At 50.1% G+C, this 18,867-nt stretch carries 17 protein-coding genes and 1 riboswitch; of the genes, 1 reads left to right on the top strand and 16 read right to left on the bottom strand.

The annotated features are described in order from the left end of the window. Nucleotides 1–73: 73 nt before the first annotated feature. The 5 genes from TX85_RS25180 to TX85_RS01180 all read right to left on the bottom strand — a co-directional run bounded on the left by TX85_RS25180 (nt 74) and on the right by TX85_RS01180 (nt 5,252). On the bottom strand, nt 74–1,228 hold the full coding sequence (locus TX85_RS25180) for a GGDEF domain-containing protein (protein WP_158297288.1): 1,155 nt from the start codon (nt 1,226–1,228) through the stop codon (nt 74–76). A 222-nt stretch (nt 1,229–1,450) separates the two neighbouring features. Continuing rightward, nucleotides 1,451–2,422 carry a DMT family transporter gene (locus tag TX85_RS01195; RefSeq protein ID WP_044477317.1) on the bottom strand — a complete coding sequence of 324 codons (972 nt, stop codon included), beginning with the start codon at nt 2,420–2,422 and terminating at the stop codon, nt 1,451–1,453. A 123-nt stretch (nt 2,423–2,545) separates the two neighbouring features. Beyond that, nucleotides 2,546–2,703, bottom strand: a riboswitch (FMN riboswitch). A gap of 192 nt (nt 2,704–2,895) precedes the next feature. Beyond that, complete coding sequence (locus TX85_RS01190) at nt 2,896–3,783, bottom strand: MetQ/NlpA family ABC transporter substrate-binding protein (protein ID WP_392391800.1); 888 nt, start codon at nt 3,781–3,783, stop codon at nt 2,896–2,898. Between the two features lie 46 nt (nt 3,784–3,829). Continuing rightward, the gene (locus TX85_RS01185) at nt 3,830–4,492 is read right to left on the bottom strand and encodes a methionine ABC transporter permease (protein ID WP_044479714.1); all 663 of its coding nucleotides are present in this window, start codon (nt 4,490–4,492) and stop codon (nt 3,830–3,832) included. Nucleotides 4,493–4,502: 10 nt separating this feature from the next. Beyond that, on the bottom strand, nt 4,503–5,252 hold the full coding sequence (locus TX85_RS01180; protein ID WP_049894747.1) for a methionine ABC transporter ATP-binding protein: 750 nt from the start codon (nt 5,250–5,252) through the stop codon (nt 4,503–4,505). Nucleotides 5,253–5,503: 251 nt separating this feature from the next. On the opposite strand from TX85_RS01180, the gene TX85_RS01175 reads away from it, so the two are divergent. Further along, the gene (locus TX85_RS01175; RefSeq protein WP_044477316.1) at nt 5,504–6,493 is read left to right on the top strand and encodes a hypothetical protein; all 990 of its coding nucleotides are present in this window, start codon (nt 5,504–5,506) and stop codon (nt 6,491–6,493) included. A 598-nt stretch (nt 6,494–7,091) separates the two neighbouring features. On the opposite strand, the gene TX85_RS01170 is transcribed toward TX85_RS01175, so the two are convergent. The 11 genes from TX85_RS01170 to TX85_RS01125 form a co-directional block, all read right to left on the bottom strand. After that, nucleotides 7,092–7,901, bottom strand: coding sequence for an AAA family ATPase (locus TX85_RS01170; protein WP_044477315.1), 810 nt, complete (start codon nt 7,899–7,901; stop codon nt 7,092–7,094). Between the two features lie 123 nt (nt 7,902–8,024). Further along, the gene (locus TX85_RS01165; protein WP_049894746.1) at nt 8,025–8,336 is read right to left on the bottom strand and encodes a YciI family protein; all 312 of its coding nucleotides are present in this window, start codon (nt 8,334–8,336) and stop codon (nt 8,025–8,027) included. Nucleotides 8,337–8,384: 48 nt separating this feature from the next. Beyond that, nucleotides 8,385–8,615 carry a glycosyl hydrolase family 65 protein gene (locus TX85_RS27180; protein WP_233500720.1) on the bottom strand — a complete coding sequence of 77 codons (231 nt, stop codon included), beginning with the start codon at nt 8,613–8,615 and terminating at the stop codon, nt 8,385–8,387. After that, nucleotides 8,612–10,792, bottom strand: coding sequence for a glycoside hydrolase family 65 protein (locus TX85_RS01160; protein WP_324607074.1), 2,181 nt, complete (start codon nt 10,790–10,792; stop codon nt 8,612–8,614). Before TX85_RS01160 ends, TX85_RS27180 begins: the two co-directional genes overlap by 4 nt. A gap of 46 nt (nt 10,793–10,838) precedes the next feature. Then, a complete protein-coding gene (locus TX85_RS01155; RefSeq protein WP_044477314.1) occupies nt 10,839–11,933 on the bottom strand; it encodes a carbohydrate ABC transporter permease in 1,095 nt (364 codons plus the stop codon). Continuing rightward, nucleotides 11,933–13,027 (bottom strand): carbohydrate ABC transporter permease, encoded by a 1,095-nt coding sequence (locus tag TX85_RS01150; RefSeq protein ID WP_044479711.1) that lies wholly within the window; start codon nt 13,025–13,027, stop codon nt 11,933–11,935. The genes TX85_RS01155 and TX85_RS01150 overlap by 1 nt, the downstream gene beginning before the upstream one ends. Nucleotides 13,028–13,165: 138 nt before the next feature. Next, nucleotides 13,166–14,584, bottom strand: a complete 1,419-nt coding sequence (locus tag TX85_RS01145; RefSeq protein ID WP_044477313.1) for an ABC transporter substrate-binding protein — start codon at nt 14,582–14,584, stop codon at nt 13,166–13,168. A 308-nt stretch (nt 14,585–14,892) separates the two neighbouring features. Then, a complete protein-coding gene (locus tag TX85_RS01140) occupies nt 14,893–15,906 on the bottom strand; it encodes a LacI family DNA-binding transcriptional regulator (protein WP_044477312.1) in 1,014 nt (337 codons plus the stop codon). 156 nt (nt 15,907–16,062) lie between these two features. Beyond that, on the bottom strand, nt 16,063–16,479 hold the full coding sequence (locus TX85_RS01135; RefSeq protein WP_148444312.1) for a hypothetical protein: 417 nt from the start codon (nt 16,477–16,479) through the stop codon (nt 16,063–16,065). A gap of 43 nt (nt 16,480–16,522) precedes the next feature. Further along, nucleotides 16,523–17,296 (bottom strand): hypothetical protein, encoded by a 774-nt coding sequence (locus tag TX85_RS01130; RefSeq protein ID WP_044477310.1) that lies wholly within the window; start codon nt 17,294–17,296, stop codon nt 16,523–16,525. Nucleotides 17,297–17,417: 121 nt separating this feature from the next. Next, nucleotides 17,418–18,827 (bottom strand): S-layer homology domain-containing protein, encoded by a 1,410-nt coding sequence (locus TX85_RS01125; RefSeq protein ID WP_044477309.1) that lies wholly within the window; start codon nt 18,825–18,827, stop codon nt 17,418–17,420. Nucleotides 18,828–18,867 lie beyond the last annotated feature (40 nt).

The following is an 18,867-nucleotide window of genomic DNA, read 5'->3' as shown; positions in this document are numbered from 1 at the left end:
TCTGACCCCAATTTCGCATTAAGATAATTATTCCTATCGTAGCACAGAGCATAAACCACAGAAAGAACTCATTTTATCCCCATGGGATATCTATTCGCGCTGCACGATTCCGCCCGAGCTGCTTGGCCCGATAGAGCGCCATATCACTCGTCGTATACAGCTCTTCCAACGGTATCTCCCGATCGGGGGGAACCGTGACAATTCCCATACTGATCGTGCTTGCTTTGAGCCCGTAACGAATCTCCAGGGATTCCACTGAATGACGAACCCGTTCTGCGACGGCATCCGACTCCTCCACTCCCGCCTCCGGCAAAAGAATCGCGAACTCGTCTCCTCCGAATCTGCCGAATAAACTTGAAGTCTCTAGACTGCCGCTGACAATGAAGGCGATATTCTCCAGAACCCGATCTCCGGCGTCATGTCCGTAACCATCATTGATTTGCTTGAAGTGATCGATATCCAGAAGAATAAAGCTGGCAGGACTCTTCCGGTCCTTTGCTTCCAATAGCTTTTGAGCCTTGAGAGTAAAGGATCTGCGGTTCAGGGCCCCTGTCAGATCATCGTAGCTTGCCAATTTTAACAACTGCCGATCTGCCCGCTCCTTTGACAGGAGAACAAAGCCCGTATTTCCTAGCATCATAATCAGATACAGAGTCAGGAAGGATAGATTCTGATAAAGCCCGGGCTCAAACATGGATACCGGAATCATCGGAACCAACGACAGGATTGTCCTGCACAGCAGACCAATTAAAATTACAAGATACATATAACCGGTGATCAGCCGCAGTGCCGACCTCCGCGGAAGGGAGATCATCCGGCGTACCGGAGGAATTAAAAAGACAGCGATTGACAAGGAAACTACCGTAATTCGGAGCCCTTCTGTGTTGTAAAAAACAAGGATGCCGCAATAGGCGAAAATTGATATAATTGTAAAATAATTATAGAAAAGGCGTGCGGTAGCGTCGAATCCACCGACTACCGTTAACAGCGCTTTGGTCTCCAAAGATACCCCAAGCAGCAATAAAATGTTGGCAAATGCAAGCAGCAGGATATGGTCAGTGATCGTCGGGACAGACATCAGGATCCATGTAGCCGCCTGAAGCCATTTCGCTGCATAAAACGTACTGACAGCCGGGTCCTTAACCTGCTTGTGCTTATAGGCGATAATCAGGATTACGGTACACAAGTGTCCCAGAACCAGCAGGATAAAGACAGTTTGCATATCCATTTGAATTCGCATAGGGTTCAGATCCATCCCTTATTCATCTTATGTTGTCCATATTAATGTTGGCCGGATAAGCCATTCGACTTCAACCTTGCTCTGTATAATACCAGAAAAAGCATGCTTTTTCGAATAGATTTTGAAAATACAAAGAGCGGCCCCGTCTGCTTTCAAGACAAGGCCGCTTCTGGTTAGAAACGTAGAATTACTATATATTATGAGGGGCAATCAGGACTGGACTGTTGCAGGCTTGCTTTGTCTGGAAATTACAAACAGCACAGTCCAGATCAACAGGAAGCCTACCGCTTGCGCCACAGTAATCTTTTCCTGAAATGCGAGCCAGTTCACAAGCACCCCAACCATCGGGAAGCTTAATTCCGCAAGAGTAGCCACCGATGCTTTAGTCGTTGTCAGACCTTTATAATACACCAACAAGCTCAACAGTCCTGGCAATAATGCCTGACCCAGCAGATTCAAGGAAAAGCCTGCAATTCCCGATGTACTGCTTGGAAAGCTCCATGCCACTCCTTCATTCCAGGTAATTGCGAGCAGCAGCGGAAGCGCCAAAATGAAGCGGAGTGCGGTCACGGTCTCATACTTCATCTGACCGACCATCAATCTCCCCATCACCGTCGAGCCGCCCCAAAATGCCGCAGCACCCAGCGATAACAGGCTGCCGACTTGAATGAACTCGTTCCAATGACCGAAAGGAATCGTAAAGCCGAATGTCAGAAAATACGTGCCGATAATGGCTACAGTGAGCAGAGACGAGAAATGCTTCGGCAGTGATTCCTTCAATAATAATCTGGCAAGAATGATTGCAAACAACGGCTGCATCTTCTGCAGCAGCAATACCGCGTTAAAATTGCCGCCCTCCAGGGCTTTCGTGAACAGGATTGTAGCGATGGCTGAGCCGCCCCAGGAGATGAACAGCAGGGCACCCGCTTGCTTCCATTTCAAGCCCAGCAGCTCCCGTCGGTTCTTCCACAGGATCGGTGCCGCAATGACCCCAATGATGGCATGCTCGAGCAGAACCAATTGAGCCGACGTAATATAATCTAGCAGAATGATCCGGAATAACGGATCCACACCCCAAAGGGCCGCTCCCAGCACAACCAGCCAGAATCCGCTCTTTGAACGCGAACCTGTTACGGTTAAAGGTGAACTTCCTTGCAGTCTTACACTTGATGCATTATCCATATTCCCTGCTCCTCTGTCTGAATATGGGGTCTCGCAGAAAACCCCCGACATTGACCTGAGTCAACATTCGGGGGCTGATCAAATAAGCATGGCAAAGCCCGCTAACGGGCATGCACGCCTATCTTTGATCTTCTCCCATCCGGACTTTACCGTCGGCTCTGGAATTTCACCAGATCAGTCACCAATCTCATCGTTAGATAGACTGGAGAGTCGCGGGCTCGTGTTATCCGCAGATAACAATCACCGCCGGTCAGGAATTTCACCTTACCCCGAAGATCCATATTCATTTGAATTTTATTGTTTATTAGGCTGATTTCATAGTACTGCGACGTTTTGTGTCTCTCTGTAACAAAAATCACAAGCACTGTGCATTTTGTTTCTGTCTTTTCATGAAAATGAAATCATGTTTACATTATATCATTTTCAAGGCAGAATGGAACCCTCTATTTCCATGAATCCTGATGCCGACCGCTCTATTCAAATGCCGGAATTGCAATTTCACTGTAATTGTCCTCCAGGAATTGCTTCACTTCCGGTCCCGACAGACGCTCTGCCAGCTTGCGGATCGGCTCTGAATCCTTGTTATCTTCACGGGCAACAAGTGTAATTGCGAACTCGGATTCCGTCGTCTCCGTCAAGAGTGCATCCTTCTTGGGAGTCAGCCCTAATGGACTGGCATAGGCTGGTGTCATAAGCGCGATATCTGCATCATCCAGCATTCTGGCCAACATCAGAAGATCGACCTCTTCAAATTTAAAGTTGTGAGGATTTTCGGTAACATCAGCAACTGTAGCTTTAATGCCAACCCCGTCCTTCAGCTTGATGTATCCCGCCTTCTCCAGCATAACAAGCGACCGTCCCAGATTCGTGGAATCGTTGGCAACGGCAACTACCGCTCCATCCGGCAACTCGTCCATGCTCTTATAGCGCTTCGAGTAAACGCCGTAGACAGCGTGATAAACCGGCTGAATGGCCACCAGATTAGAGCCCTTGCTTGCATTGTATTCCTTCATGTAGGGCACATGCTGGAAGAAGTTCGCATCCACTTCCTTGTCAGCCAAGGCATCATTGGGCTGAACATTATCGGACAGCACAACAAGCTCCAGATCAATGCCGTCCTCCTTAAGCAGCGGCTTGATTAATTCAAGCATATCCGTCATTGGCGGAATTAAAGTAGCTACTTTCAGGGTGACCTCCTGTTCCACCGCCGCGCCTTCGTTTCCTGCATTCGAGCTTGTGTCCGGTTCAGCCGCTCCGGAGGTGTTACTCTTCGCACAGCCCGCACTGATCAGCATCAGAACCACCATCAATGCCGCTATCCACCCTTTAGACCCTCTTCTTGTTCCAGTATGTTTCATCATCAACATCCTCCCACTATTCTTTAATTCCAAGCTTTCAGCTTGTTATTTATCGTTTATCCAGCCAGCGGGACAACAAGCTCCCGAACAACTGAATAAACTGAACGATCACAATCATGAGCAGAATAACCGCCAGCATCAGCTCCGTCTCGAAGCGCTGATAGCCATAGCGAATCGCAAAATCTCCAACCCCGCCTCCGCCGACCACCCCCATCACCGTCGAGTAAGAGATGAAGCTGATCATGGAGTTGGTCAGTCCAAGAATCAGACCGGACCGCGCTTCGACCAACAGAAACTTGAACATGAGCTGTAGACGCGTAGCCCCCATCGCCCGGGCGGCTTCCAATATGCCGCGGGGAACATCATGGAGCGCTTGTTCCACCTGACGGGAATAGATCGCCAGCGATACAACGGCCAGCGGGACAGAAGCAGCAAGGGTACCGATCGCAGTGCCTACAAGCCACCGGGTTACCGGGATCATAAATACAACGAATAACAAAAAGGGAAAGGAACGAATAATGTTTACAAAGCCGTTCAATACTTGGTTCCAGAAACGGTTCTCATACAGCTGTCCCTTTGCCGAGAAAAAGAGAAGAACGCCCAGGGGCAAGCCCAGCAGAATTGCGGCGGCCAAGGAAATGCCGACCATCATGAGCGTCTCCGAAATGGCCTCGGCGATCTGTGCCTGATATTGTGTGACCCGTTCGAGCATCAGCTCCACATCAATCACCCGGCATCACAGCCTTTCCAAGCAGCTGTTCTCTATAGGACAACACGGTGCCTAGGCCCTGTGTTCGGGCTTGTTCCAACGGAAAGCTGTCGACAATTCTCCCCTGGTCCATCACAGTAACTTCATTACAGATAGCCCGAATGACCTCCATCTCATGGGTTACGATGACAATGGTAACACCGAGCGATTCATTAGCATGTTTGAGGACGTTCAGAACCTCCATCGTCGTTGTCGGATCCAGAGAGGACGTAGGCTCGTCACATAAGAGCACGCGCGGACGAGGGGCAAGAGCACGCGCTATTGCTACACGCTGCTTTTGTCCGCCGCTCAGACTAGCAGGATACTCTTTCGCCTTATCCTCCAGTCCAACAAAACGCAAACATTCCTGAACCCGCTCCGCTCTGGACTTCTTTGGCTCTCCGGCCATTTCCAGCGGAATCGCTACATTACCGCTGACAGTTCGGTTATGCAGCAGATGAAATTGCTGAAATACCATCCCCATCTGCCTGCGCAGGGAGCGAAGGTCTGCTTCGGTCATCTGCATCAGGTCTTGCCCATCAACAAGAACGGAGCCTCGATCCGGGCGTTCGAGGACATTCATAATGCGCAGTAACGTGGATTTCCCCGCTCCGCTCGGTCCGATAATTCCGTGAATGCTTCCTTCCCGAATGTGTACCGAGACAGCTTCAACCGCCGAAGCTTCTCCTGAATAGCTTTTGCTAACCTCTTGCAGGGTAATCACGGTCTAACACCTCCAGTTCAGAAGCAGCCGACATCAATTCATTGTTGTATTAATACTTTTATCTATCTGTTACATTGTAATTTTCCTCATAAGTATAGATTATTAAACCATCTGTGTCACTATTTTTATTACATTTTTTATTGACCATCGGTTCTTATCCTTTATTTGGCGCGAAACCTTTTTCCGCTGATCCGCGTTTAGAGTATGTTAGAATGCTGTAATTCATTACAAGAAGGGGGATTGAATCTATCATGATTTCAACCAATAAAAAAGCAATGCTCGCGGCTGCAGCCGTGTGCTCTGTTCTCTTACTAAGCGCATGTACCAATAATTCCGTTGCTCCGAATTCCAATACAGGGACCGTTCAGGAGAATAGTCAAAACCAATCCGGACAGAATCAGAATTCTACGAATCCGGATAATAGCTCTAACTCAGACAGCACAGCGGCTTCGGAACAGCTTGTTAGCGAGTTTCAAAGTTTGCTGGGGCAGGGCGGCAAGCTTCCCGAAGCGTTTGAATTCCTTGACAAGCATGCCGATCAGTTGAAGCCCGAACACGCTTCCCAGATGCTGTTAGCACTGGAGGATGCCCAAATCGAAGACCTTCAAAGCTTGTTAGATCAGTATTTCTCAGGCAACAATCAGGAACAGATTGTCGGAATCTATGAAATCGGCGACAGCCTGGAAGAACTAATCCATAAAGCGAAGGATGCAGACTTAAAGGCTCTGCTTCAAGACACGCTTGACAGCGGATACCAGCTGAACACGGCTGAAGGCATGTTCGGACCGGAGCTGGATTATCGCCGTACGGCACAATACAGTGATATCGCCACAGAAGATACAGCCGCCTATTTAAAGCTAAAGTCTGCCGAATCGGAGCAGGCTTCACAGCGCGATGCAGCCCTGGTCATTCCGTGGGAAGAGCTGCTTAAGCGGGCAGTTGCTGCGGAGGATTTCCTTAACAACTATCCGGATTCCTCCAGCAAGGAAGATGTCGCTGCCATGTTCAGCAACTACAAGAACACCGTATTCCTAGGTGCTAACAACACCCCGTTATTCGCTTATGAGAACAACGTAATGGACGAAGCAGCTCGAAAGGCATATACCGATGCTGTCGCTGGGGATACAGCGGCTGAAGGAACGCTTCTCGGCGATTTGAAGAAATTTATGGACGAAGCCGCCAAATCGGATTACAAGCTCACCGATTCCCTGGAGCAATTTAGAGAGCAGCTAATTAAATAATTTAAGTAAACAGTTGGATGAACGTAACAAAGCTAAAAAAGCAGCTTGGGCTCTTGGAGCCAGGCTGCTTTTTACATGGGGCTGTGTTTATAGTCCCTTGCTAATGATGCTGCGTGCAAGGGGCATCGTGTGAAGTGTGCCTAAGATCACTGTTGCTCGCGGATTTCTTGATGGGATTAATCTAACAAGGAAGCAATTCGCCTGTGCAGCTTTGAACTCGGAGCAAACTTGCAGGGATACTTTGCGCAAGCTTTGAGCAAAGCGCATAGAACAACTTGTTTCTCCATCCATTTTCCGAACAAACGGTATTCTTCATACTTCCCTGCCACATGCCTGGAGTTAGTTGCGCCCCCTCTCATGCGACGAAACAAATGCGCAAAAGCATTTGTTTTGCCAACGCGAGAGCTCATGCGACGAAACAAATGCGGAAAAGCAATTGTTTTGCCAGCACGGGAGCTCATGCAACAAAACAAATGCGCAAAAGCAGTTAAATTGCTGGCACGCACACAGCTCCTGCTTAATGTTGCACTTAGCATGTTGCGTGCTAACTTATCAAATGATTCAATCCACTCCTGTCACTGCGGCGGCTGTCTTGTCCTCATCCAAAAAAGGATTTATATTTTTCAAAAAATCGGTAGAAAAATTGTACATTCTCCAATTGGAACCATTCAGTTGTCTGAAGAGGGCTGGTATCTAAATTGTAAATTTTTGCATTCAATGTGGCTAATACAAAGGGAGAATGGGTCGCAATAATAAATTGACTATCAAAATATCTCGCCAGCTCGTTAATTTGTTCAGCCAATTTTATCTGATTAGCAGGGGCAAGCGATGTTTCCGGTTCATCCAACAGATATAGATTTCCGGGCCGCAAGTGTTCCTCAAAAAACTGCATAGAAGTCTCTCCGTTAGAATACTTCTCTTGTGAGAAGCGGATATTCTCTAGTTTTTTCTTAAAATCATACGATGCTTCATATGCTGCTGCTTGTTCTTTGCTCATTCCTTTACTGCGCTTTTCGAATAGCAGCCCCTCGCGCAATACAGCGGATTGTTGTATCTTTTTGATTTCATACAGTATATCTTCGGATTTCATATACCGGCTTTCTTTAGGAAGATGCCTGATTTCATTCTCCTTTTCATCATTTCCAAGCCGGTAGCTGCTCAAATCCAGGAATCGCTGCGCATAACCAATATCCCCATAGCTTATCAGTTTTTCAGCCCCGGTTATCTCCAGCTTATTAGCTATAATATTGAGCAGGCTCGACTTACCACTCCCATTGTTTCCGTATAATACAGTAATTCGGTCAAATAAAAACACTTCTCCTGCCAAATGCCTAAATACATAATCAGGATAGATGTTGGGATTGGAACTCATAAGGTTAGAAAGCTGAAATCTCCTTAAATAAATCATGAACATACTCCTTCTCATGTCTTGTACATAAATTTATTTTACCAAAAAAAAGAACCGCACCCGATTGCGGATGAGCTCCGTCCCGGATAGAGTTCTTTATAATGCAACAACTTATTTAATCATTTAGCCCATGCCCATGTGTCCATTGGATGCCGTCGACAGCTCCCAAGTCCTCAGCTCGTAAGACTCCGTTCCGGAAGAGACGTAAGGATCGGCTTCGGCAATCGCCTTGGCTTCATCATATGTAACCCCCTTTAGAATGACCATCCCGCCCCGATAATCGGCAAACGGGCCGCACAGCTCAAGCTTGCCCTGATCATCCAGCTGCTTTAGGTGCTCCACATGAGCCCGGATCAACGCCTCCGACATTTGTTTACCTGCATTCACGGTTAGTAAAATCACGTAGCGGATATCTTCTTCTCGCGTCTCGTACAAGATTCTCGCCTCCCATATACATCCTGTAAAGGTTGCTGTATACAGGCATTATAGCGCATTTCGAGTTAAGCGCACACCTCGTTCAGGCAGAACCTCCACCTCTTGTCCACCGTGCCGGATTCTCAGTGCCTCCCCTTCAACCAAGGAATAGGCAACTTCCACATGGCTAATAAAGACCTCAAGCAGCCTTCCCTCCTTGGCCACCCGGAAGCGAAGACTGTTCCAGCCGGCAGGAAGCGCAGGCATAAAAGACAGGACACCGTCCCCATACATCCTCATTCCTCCGAACCCTTGGACCACCGCCATCCATGCCCCAGCCATTGCCGCCGTATGCAGCCCGTCCTTCGCGTTTTGTTCACATCATCCAGGTCCATCCTTACCGTCCGGCGAAAATACCGATACGCTTCCTCCGCCTCGCCGATCTCGGAAGCAACGATGCTGTGAATGCAAGGCGACAAAGAGGAATCATGCGTTGTAAGCGGCTCATAATAGCGGTAGTTCCGCACCTTCTCCTCCATGGTGAACCGGTCTCCTAGCAGGAACAGAGCCATGACGAGATCCGCCTGCTTCAGCACCTGATGTCTGTAGATGACAAGCGGGTGGTAATGCAGCAGCAGCGGATAGTTGTTCTCCGGTGTGCCTTCAAAATCCCATTTCTTCTTGAGCAGGAACGTATCGTCCTGGGCGTATATACCAAGTCCCTCATCCTTAGGCACATACATCGATTCCCCGGCCCGCTTCCAGTCCGCGATCTCAGACTCCAAGAGTCCGATCTTGCGCTTCAGCCGCTCATAATGATCCGGATAGCTTGAGCGCAGCCGCTCTGCGGTCCGGCAGGCGAAACGCAGCTGCTCCTGCACCATAAGATTGGTATAGGCATTGTTATTGACAATCGCCGTATATTCATCCGGCCCTGTTACCGCATCAATGCAGAACGCCCGCCCGAGCGCAGGATTGTAATGTCCAAGGTCAACCCAGAACCGGGAAGTCTCGAACAAGATTTCCGCCCCCATCTCCGCGAGAAATGTCTCGTCGCCGGTTGCCAGCACATATTGCTGCAGACCGTAGCAAATATCAGCATTAATATGGACCTGAGCCGTTCCGGCAGGAAAATAGGCTGAATTCTCCTCGCCTGCAATCGTCCGCCAAGGGTACAGCGCGCCTCTCTGGGACATGACGGCAGCCCGCTCTCTGGCCTTATCCAGCGTCCTGTAGCGAAACTCCAGCAGTTTCCTTCCAATCTCCGGCAGCGTATACGTAAAGAACGGCAGGGTATACATTTCCGTATCCCAGAAATAATGTCCTTCATAGCCCTCGCCGGTCAGACCTTTTGCCGCGATATTCGTCATCCCGTCCCGGCCGGTGGACTGCAGCAGGCCAAAGGCATTGAAGCGTACGCCTTGCTGCATTTCCGGGTCTCCGACGATTTCTATATCCGCTTTTCCCCAGAAGTAGTCGAGCGCCTGCCGCTGCTCCCCGGCCAGGGAGCCGAAGCCGCCATGCCCGGCGGACTCCAGCATCTCCCGGCTAAGCTTGAGCAGTTCTTCCTCCGGATAGTCCCGCGAGGTATGGTAAGCTATGAATTTCGTCAGCTTGCCGGATTGCCCGGCTTCCAGGCGAAAGTCCAACCGAATACCGAGCTGGCCAGCATCGCTATATTGAACGGGAGCTTCACCTCCCGGAACCTCCAAGGAATGGCTCATCGCGGTAACCAGTGCAAACCGTGTCCTCCGGGTGCGATGTCTCATCCAATACATCAGCCCGTCTTCCCGGAAGCCGCTGTCCTCCAGGAGCAGGCTCGGCTCGATCCGCCGCGCGCCTACCCGAGGATCGAACGAACCCTCCGGACCAGCGGCTACAGGATTCATCAGGGATATCCAGGATAAGCCCCCTGAAAAGTTAAGCGCCGTTACCTCATATTCCACAGCTGCCAAATGCTTATGCTCCAGCGAGACCAGCCTTCGGGTTGTAATGCGAACCTGATGCCCGGCAGGGGACTCCCATTTGACATGCCGGCAGAGCATCCCGCTTTGCATGTCGAGAATCCGTTCCGATTTCAGGACCATACCGGTATGCAGATGAAAAAGCTCTCCCTCTACTAGCAGAAGAATCGCCTTGGCGTCAGGCACGTTCAGCATGGCATGGTTCTGGTCCGGATATCCATATGCCCCCTCCGGATACACGATGGGTTCCGTGTCATAGAAACCGTTCAGATAATTCCCTATAACGGAGGAGCCTGACGCACCATGGTAGCCTTCCTCCAAATTGCCCCGCATCCCGATATATCCGTTCCCCAAGGCAAACAAGCTTTCATTCTTCTGATGATCCTCTTCCTGATGTCCCGTCTCCCGGATACACCACTCATGGCGATACAGCGGTTCCTGACCAGAAGCATATATTCCCGTATTCAAGCTCATGTTCATTTTCAACTCCGTCTCCGGTGGTACAGGCAGCAAGCTCTGCCCGGCACCTCTCTGTATATTACCTTTACCAGATGAAGCATCAGCCCTTGACTGAGCCGCCCATCAACCCCCGCACAAAATACTTTTGCAGAAGGAAGAATATCGCCAGCGGCATTAGCATGGAAATGAAGGCTGCCGAGGTAAGAAGATGCCAGTCGTTGCCCCGCGAGCCGACAAGGTCGGCAATCTTCATCGACATGACCTGCACATCCGGCTGGTTCCCAATGAAGATCAACGAGACAAGATAGTCGTTCCACACCCACAGGAACTGGAAAATACCGATGGATGCCAATGCAGGCACCGATAGAGGCAAGATCAGCCTGGAGAAAATCGTGAAATGACTGGCTCCGTCAATAAACGCCGACTCAAACAGATCCTTCGGCAGCTGGCTAATGAAGTTGTACATGAAATAGGTCACCAGCGGCAGTCCGAAGGCGGTGTGAGCAAGCCAGATGCCCAAGTAGCTCCCGTTCAGCCCCAACGCCGTGTAATCCTTAAGCACCGGAATCAGCGCTACCTGCAGCGGAATGACCAGCATAGCAATAATAATCGCAAAGATCGTCTTCCTCCCTGGGAAACGAAGCCATGCGAAGGCGTAAGCGGCAAAGGAAGCGATCAAAATCGGAATCACTGTCGCAGGCACCGCAATCGTGAGCGTATTCCAGAACGCCTGGGACATTCCGCTGCCGCGCTGCACCGTCTCGCTGCCGTCCGCCGCCTTAAGCCGGTATTCCTTGCCGGACAGCACGTTTTTGTAATTATCCAGCGTCAAGGCCGGATTGAACTGCCAGCCCTGCTCCATCACGCTTAACGTGCGAGCCCGGCGGTTCTCCCACATCAACCGTTCGCCATCGACCATGACGCCGGATTTCAATTGCTCGTCCGTGAAGGTTCTTCCGCCGACTTCAATGGGCTCCCTAAGATCCAGGTCCTTCGATAGCTGTACCGTCTCCCCCGACTTCACCCAGGATTGATGAGGGAATACCTTCCACCATCCGGTGCTGAGGATATCTGCCGCCGGGCGGAAGGAGGAGATGAATAAGCCGAGCGTAGGAACAAGCCAGATCAGGCAAATGAAGCCGAGCACCAGATTGACAAGCAGCTTGCTGGACTTTCTCTTTTTGCGGCCGGCCATCAGAATCCCCCCTGCTTGCGAAATTGGCGTAAATTGATGATGATCACCGGAATGACCGCGATGAGCAGGACAATCGCCAAGGTTGATCCGTAGCCAAAGTTGCGGTACATGAAGAACTGGCGGTAGAACTGCGTGGCTACAACCTCGGTATCGTACTGGCCTCCGGTCATGACCATGACGACATCAAAGATTTTCAGCGTAAATACGATAATTGTTGTCGTTACCGTCAGGATGGTTCCGGAAATATAAGGAATCATGATGCGGAAGAAAATCTTGATCTCTCCTGCTCCGTCCACCCGGGCAGCCTCCAGAATATCCTCGGGGACGCCCTTAATCGCTGCGGAAAAGATCACCATCGCAAAGCCCGTCTGCATCCAGATGAGAATCAGAATGAGGAACAGATTGTTCCATGGTTGAAGCATACTCGTCCAGGCCTGCGGCTCTCCGCCGAAAAACGTAACGATTGCGTTCAATAGGCCGATTTGCTCGTTCCCCGGCTGATAATAGTACACAAACTTCCATATGACCCCTGCAGCAACGAAAGAGATGGCCATCGGCATGAAAATAATCGACTTCGCCAGCTTTTCAAAGCTGCTTCGATCCGCAAGAATGGCGATCAACAAGCCCAGGGTAACGCAGGCCAAAGTGCCTATGAACACCCACAGAAGATTGTTGCGCAGCGCAATTCCCATCAGTCTGTCGCTGAAGATCGCGGCATAATTGTCCAGGCCGACGAATTGGTCCGAAGCCGCGTTGAAGAAGCTCAGATAGAGCGTGCGAAGCGCAGGCATGAATACCAGCCAGCCCAGGAGCAGTATTGCCGGGCCGATAAATATGATTGGCAGTACCTTGCGCCGGACCCTGTCCGGATACTGCTCGGCTGCCCAGTTCAGAGAATAATAAATCTCGTACACGCCCAGCACGCCCCACAGGACCGCAAGGAATGCGGTCACCAGCGGATTCAAACCCGAATCGCGGAAAAATAAAAAGATGGCTCCATGGACCACGATGTTGGCGAGGATGACGAGCAAGGAAATCAGGACCGCCTTAACCGGGACATTCCGCTCGGACGGTCCGGACGAAGGAGCCTTCATCGGTGCGGCCGGTGTCGTCTGTGAACTCATGTCTTACTCCTCCTTGGGCTGCTGGCTGTCACAGCCATAGCCGAAAATGAAGAAGGCGGCGCCTGCCGAACCTATCCTTGGCAAGGCGCCATCCTTCCTGAATTCAATCTAATTGCTCCAGCCGGACTGAATTTGCTCCATGGCTTGGTCTAGGGTCGCAGCCCCGCTCACGTAGTCGGTCATTCCTTTCCAGAACGTGCCTGCGCCGACCTTGCCCGGCATCAGATCGGAGCCGTCGAACCGAAGTGTGGAAGCCTCTTGCACAAGCTTCGCCATCCGGCGGTCAGACTCGGAGCTGTACCAGTCCAGAGGAGCATCGTTCATCGGTGCGATCACGCCGCCCGACTGCACCCAGCTCTTAATGGATTCCCCGGTAGTAAAGAACTCCATGACTGCGCGAACCTCAGGCCGATCATTAAACATGGCGTAAATATCGCCCGCTACCAATACCGGTTTGCCATACTGCTCGTCGATCGGCGGCAGGTAGAACCAGTCGTAATCCTCATCTACCTTCATCCCTTCCGGGAAGAAGCTTGTAATAAAGTTCCCCTGGCGATGGAGCCATGACTTCGGCGGATTGTCGAACATCGGAACTGGAGCATCGCCGAACGGAGTCGTTACAATCGATTTGGTCCCGCCGTACACATAGTCCGGATTCATCCAGATCTCAGACATTTTTTCCACAGCGTACTTGACTTCTGGAGATGTAAACGGCAGTTCTCCACTTACCCATTTATCATAATTTTCAGGAGTGGTCGTACGAAGCATAATATCTTCGACCCAGTCCGTGGCAGGCCATCCTGTCGCTGCGCCGCTTTCAATTCCAATCGTCCAGGCCGGATCGCCGTCCTTGGCAATTTGCTCGGTAAGGTCCATCAATTGCTCCCATGTCTCTGGAACTTGATAACCTGCTTCTTCAAACTGCTTCTTCGGATACCAGACGAGACTCTTCACATTACTCCGGTTCCAAATACCGGCCATAATCTGACCGTCCTTGCCCTCCATCGTCGCCATATCCAGCCAGCTCTGGTTATAGTTCGACTTCAGCTTCTCTTGATCCAGAATCGGTGTCAGATCGATCACTTTGCCGGTCTTGGCGATCGAAGCGAGCAGGCCGGGCTGCGGAAAATCGGCGATATCCGGCGCATTTCCGCCATCCACGCGAATGTTGATCGTTGCTTCGAACTCCTTGGAGCCTTCGTATTGAATATCGATGCCCGTTTTCTCCTCAAATTCCTTGATGCTCGTCTCGAAGTTTACCTGGTCCGCATCTACGAACGGTCCGAACATGGTCACCTTCGTTCCCTTGTATTCGCCTTTAAACGCCAGCTCTAGCGGGGAACCTCCCTGGTCGCCTGCGGCATCATTTCCATCCGTACTATTATTGGATCCGGCATTGTTGCTTGGCGCTGGGGCCGGAGGTTCATTATTAGCAGCGTTATTGCCCCCGCAGGCGCTAAGCAGCATAGTTATCGACAGACAAAGAATCAGAAGAAGTGAATAATTCCGCTTATTAGCTTTTCTCATCTCGTTACATCCCCTTTAATTGTTTTCACTGCCAAAATCGGTTCATGCACGTGATTTTGCGCTTCAACATCCTGTTCGTTCTTATCCGCCCTTGGTTCGGATCACCTCCTTGCAAAGCTTTTCAAAATTGCGGGTTGCATATTGCAAGTTACGAGTGCGAGTAAGGTATGCTTGGTTGGTAAAGGTTCTGTTTGCTTTAACACGAGGTAGTTTGAAGAAATTCTGTAGTATGCCCGCTGAATGTATGCGTTTGCAATATTGATGCTGTGGATTGTGAAAAGCTTTTCAAAATGCACGATAAAAGTGAGCTAGCTCACCGTCCCTGCCGATTCTCTAATAATCAGTTTATGCAGCAGCTTCTCCCGCATGCTCTCCGTTTGACCGGTTGTGATCAGTTCATGCAGCTTCTCGGCAGAACGGTATCCGAGTTCAAAAGTAGGCTGAGCAATTGTGGTCAGCTTGGGAATATATATACCGGCCATCCGGATATTGTCGAAGCCGATAACTGACACCTGTTCCGGAACGGACACCCCCTGATCCTTCAGATAAGAGATCGTCCCCATGGCAAATTCATCGGCAACGCAAAAGACGGCTGTGGTATCGGGATACTCCATAAACAGCTCGTGAGCGGCTTCATAGGCATGCTCGAAATAATGAGCGGCATGCTTAACTCTGCCCAAGAGGCTTGCGGCATCAATCCCCCCGTCGGAGAGTGCGCGTAAATAGCCTTTAAGCCGCGGCGGTCCGGAGACAGAGTTGACATCATTGAAGCCCATCATCGCGATCTTCTGATGACCGAGCCCGATCAGATATTTAACAGCATCATAAGCAGCAGCTTCATCGTCCACCTCAATCGATGGAATCTCGAACTCATCACTATGGGAGGACAGCATCACTACGGGAATTCGATAGGCCGACAGCTTCTCATAATATTCAGGGGACATTCTATCGCTGGCAAACACGATACCGTCCACCTGCTTCTCATGAAAGGTATCGATGTACGATAGCAGACGAGCCGAATCCCGGTCGGTATTGCAGATCATCAAGCTGTAGCCCAGCTTGTTGCAGGCTTCCTGCATTCCGCGAATGATACCTGCATAATACATGTTCTCAATATCGGGAATTAGCAGGCCTAGCGTGAAGGACTTTCGGTATATCAGCCCGCGTGCAAAAGAATTAGGCTGGTACGACAGCTGCTCCACAGCCTCCAGCACCTTCCGGCGCTTACTTTCTACCACGCTCTGAGGCGAGTTCATCACTCTGGACACTGTGCTGATTGATACGCCTGCTAGCTTAGCTACATCCCGTATGGTTGCTTTCATCTTGTATTCATCCTTTTCATTTTGAAAAGCTTTTCAAGAGCATTGTAGCAAAAATTTCTCCCCGATACAATCCTTAATTTGAAACGCTTACATTTTTCCAAAGAAAAACGGCCGCCCCAGTCGCTCGGACTTTCCAGGGCAGCCTATTCCCGTTGCTTATTTGGTGGCAGCGATCGAGAATACGACCGTCTTGTTCTCGTTGTCGACCAGAAGATTAACGGTATAGCCGCCAACCTCTGCCTGCTTGGAAGCGATCGAATGTCCGACTTCCACCTCCTCGCAAATGGCGTTAAACCAACGATGGAAGGCAATCGCCTCATAAGTAAACAGCCGGTTGCCGAACAACTCGACGGCTTCCTTGTTACGGGCCAGGGTCCCTTCCCGCAGTCTGACCGTGATCCCGTAGGTATTATAAGCAGGGTCCAGCCATAGCGCTACCTCTTCCTTAGCCGTAGCCGAATTGGCGCTCGCACCCAGATTGCCCATACTAGATGCATTGAGCACAGCTTGCTTCTCCTTATCATCCTTGAACAGCCGCAGTGTCGTATCCAGCAAATTATAGTGACCTAGCATTCCAGAAAAAAAGCCTGGGTCGACCGAACAACATCGTTCGATCTCACCCAAGCACAAAGACCTGTCCCCCAATTCTCGCTACACCGGACTTTAGCCTGTAAGTATAGGCATAATCCAGAGCCTCATACTGCTCCAGGAGATGCGCCGGAGTGAGGCTTCCCGGTCTCCTGCGCATATTAAGGATGCGCAGAATCTCCTCGGGGCGACGGATACCGAGTCCATGGGCAAAATATACACCGCCAGGAAGCTGAATCGCATTTTCCCCCCGCCATTCGGGATTGGTCGGATTGAAGTCCGGATTGTTGAAATAGCGGACATCACCCGGATAGGACGTGCCCGTCGTCCTGGATATAATCCTCAAGTCACTGTCATACTGCCAGTCATAAAGCACCAGTCCGCCAAAATAAGTGTTAAAGGATGCTTCGCCAATCGCCCCGAGCACCGCCTTGTATAACACAATCACCATTGCCGTTGCACACTCGAAAGCATAGAGGCGGCCGTTTCGGAAAATGTCAGTGATTCCTTCTGCTGGTGTCACGCCGCTTCGCAGCCGGAAGGCCCCGCTGGGCTGAAGCTGCCAGTAGCGTTCATTGCAGTAAGATCCCTCGAAGGTTGCAAAAGTGGCACCACTGTTATTCAGTGCCATCGCTGATGCAACAATGTCACTTCTTGTCTTCAACTCGAATTCGAGCACTGCAACAGAATCGTACGCATAGATTTCAGAACTTTGCTGCATCTGTAGTAGAATCTGACGCTCCATCGTTGTCAAGTCTAATGAGCCCACTCCTGCCACCTCGCTAGGAGGAAGCTGTATCATTGGCGGTCGTCTCCTCTCCTTACCGATAGCTACAGGATAGTATACTCAGCAAGAAGCATCCCGGTGACAAATACCCATTCACTTCTCTCCCTTTGCTCCACAAGTAAAAAGAGCAGCTGTGCTACTTCTTCTCCTTGACAATGGCATCCTCAAAGAGGAAGGCAAATTGGTCAATCGCTCCGGTAGAGAGCGTCCCTCCGCCGTAGCTTCGATTTACAAATGCAATATTGGCATATACCTCATACTCCACATTCTTCTTGATCACAACTGAATCATAGAAGTTCTTGTGGGTATAGAAGCTAGGCATCTGATCGAAGAATATTTTCTTCCGATCTGTAAAGCTGGTTGCTTTGAAGGTAAAATGCACACGGACAAAGGTCTCCCCGTTTATGAACATAATCGACGGCTCTGCCGTTGCACTTCCTGTTACCTGCACCTTGTTTTTCTTGGCTGAGGCAACATATTCCTTCAACATCTCATCCATTTGTCTATCCACCCACTCCAACCCTTCAGGGCTGGTGAGTTCCTTGATTTTGTCCATCCAGGCTTGATCCAGCTTGGTATAATCAACATTAATTAATTGATTCACATATTGCTCGGCATCTTCTGCCCTTCTGGCGGCATCATCCGTGTTGTAGACAAGAAGATCAGGACTAGCCCATGAACGCAGATCCGTAAACTGAACTGGAGTAATCTTGCTGTGGTAAGTTTTAAATTCATGGTTCAGGTTATACATTTCGTTAGGCCATTCCTCCAGAATATAAGGAAAGTCCTTAGAGTTCTTGGGCAGATTTGTTGTACGGATGGCTCTTCCCCACGGGTCCTTCTGGGCCAGCTTCACCTTTTCGGCTGCAGCCAGCGCCTTTTGATCCACGGGAAAGCTCTCACCTTCTCCGATACGCAAAATCCGGTCAATAACAACTGCCGCCTGAGCCCGTGTCGTCTTCTCCGCAGGATTCAGCTTGCCATCAGCTCCAGCACCGATTAATCCATATCTTATTGCATCATACATATCGTCCTGTATTTCTTCTTCTTTCCCCAGTGCGCGTACAGCAATATGCGCCAACTGATGCTTGCGAATAGGCTCATCCCAGGTATATGGGTATATGGACGTGGAATCTCTATCCTCGGGATCTCCCCATCTATCATAAACAAATTGTCCTGCATCAAATAGCCCCTGATCTCGGGCAGCATAGATATATGCTCCTTCAGCATTCTCATTCTCTATGGAGCGATTCTGCGCCTTCATTAGCATCGTTACGAATTCCTGACGCGTAATGAATTCATTAGGCTCAAATTTGGAGGTGGAAGTGGACTCTATGTATCCCTTCTCATACCCTCGTACGATACTTTGCTCCGCCCAGTGTCCCTTAATGTCCTTGAATGGGAGACTGCTGCTCTGGGCGACGCTGTTTACTGATTGTCCAGTCGATATGGTGCTTTCGGCGTATACGGCCTGACTCCCGGCTGAAGTCATCAGCACGGATACCATGATTACTGATAGAATGGTATTTTTTCTTCTTCTATTCACTGCTTCCTCTCCTTAGATGGATCTGCAAATTTACCTTCCA

The sequence above is a fragment of the Paenibacillus antibioticophila genome (assembly GCF_000455265.1).
Taxonomy (GTDB): domain Bacteria; phylum Bacillota; class Bacilli; order Paenibacillales; family Paenibacillaceae; genus Fontibacillus; species Fontibacillus antibioticophila.
The sequence above is the reverse complement of the archived record's forward strand: the minus strand, read 5'-3'. Positions and strand labels throughout refer to the sequence as shown.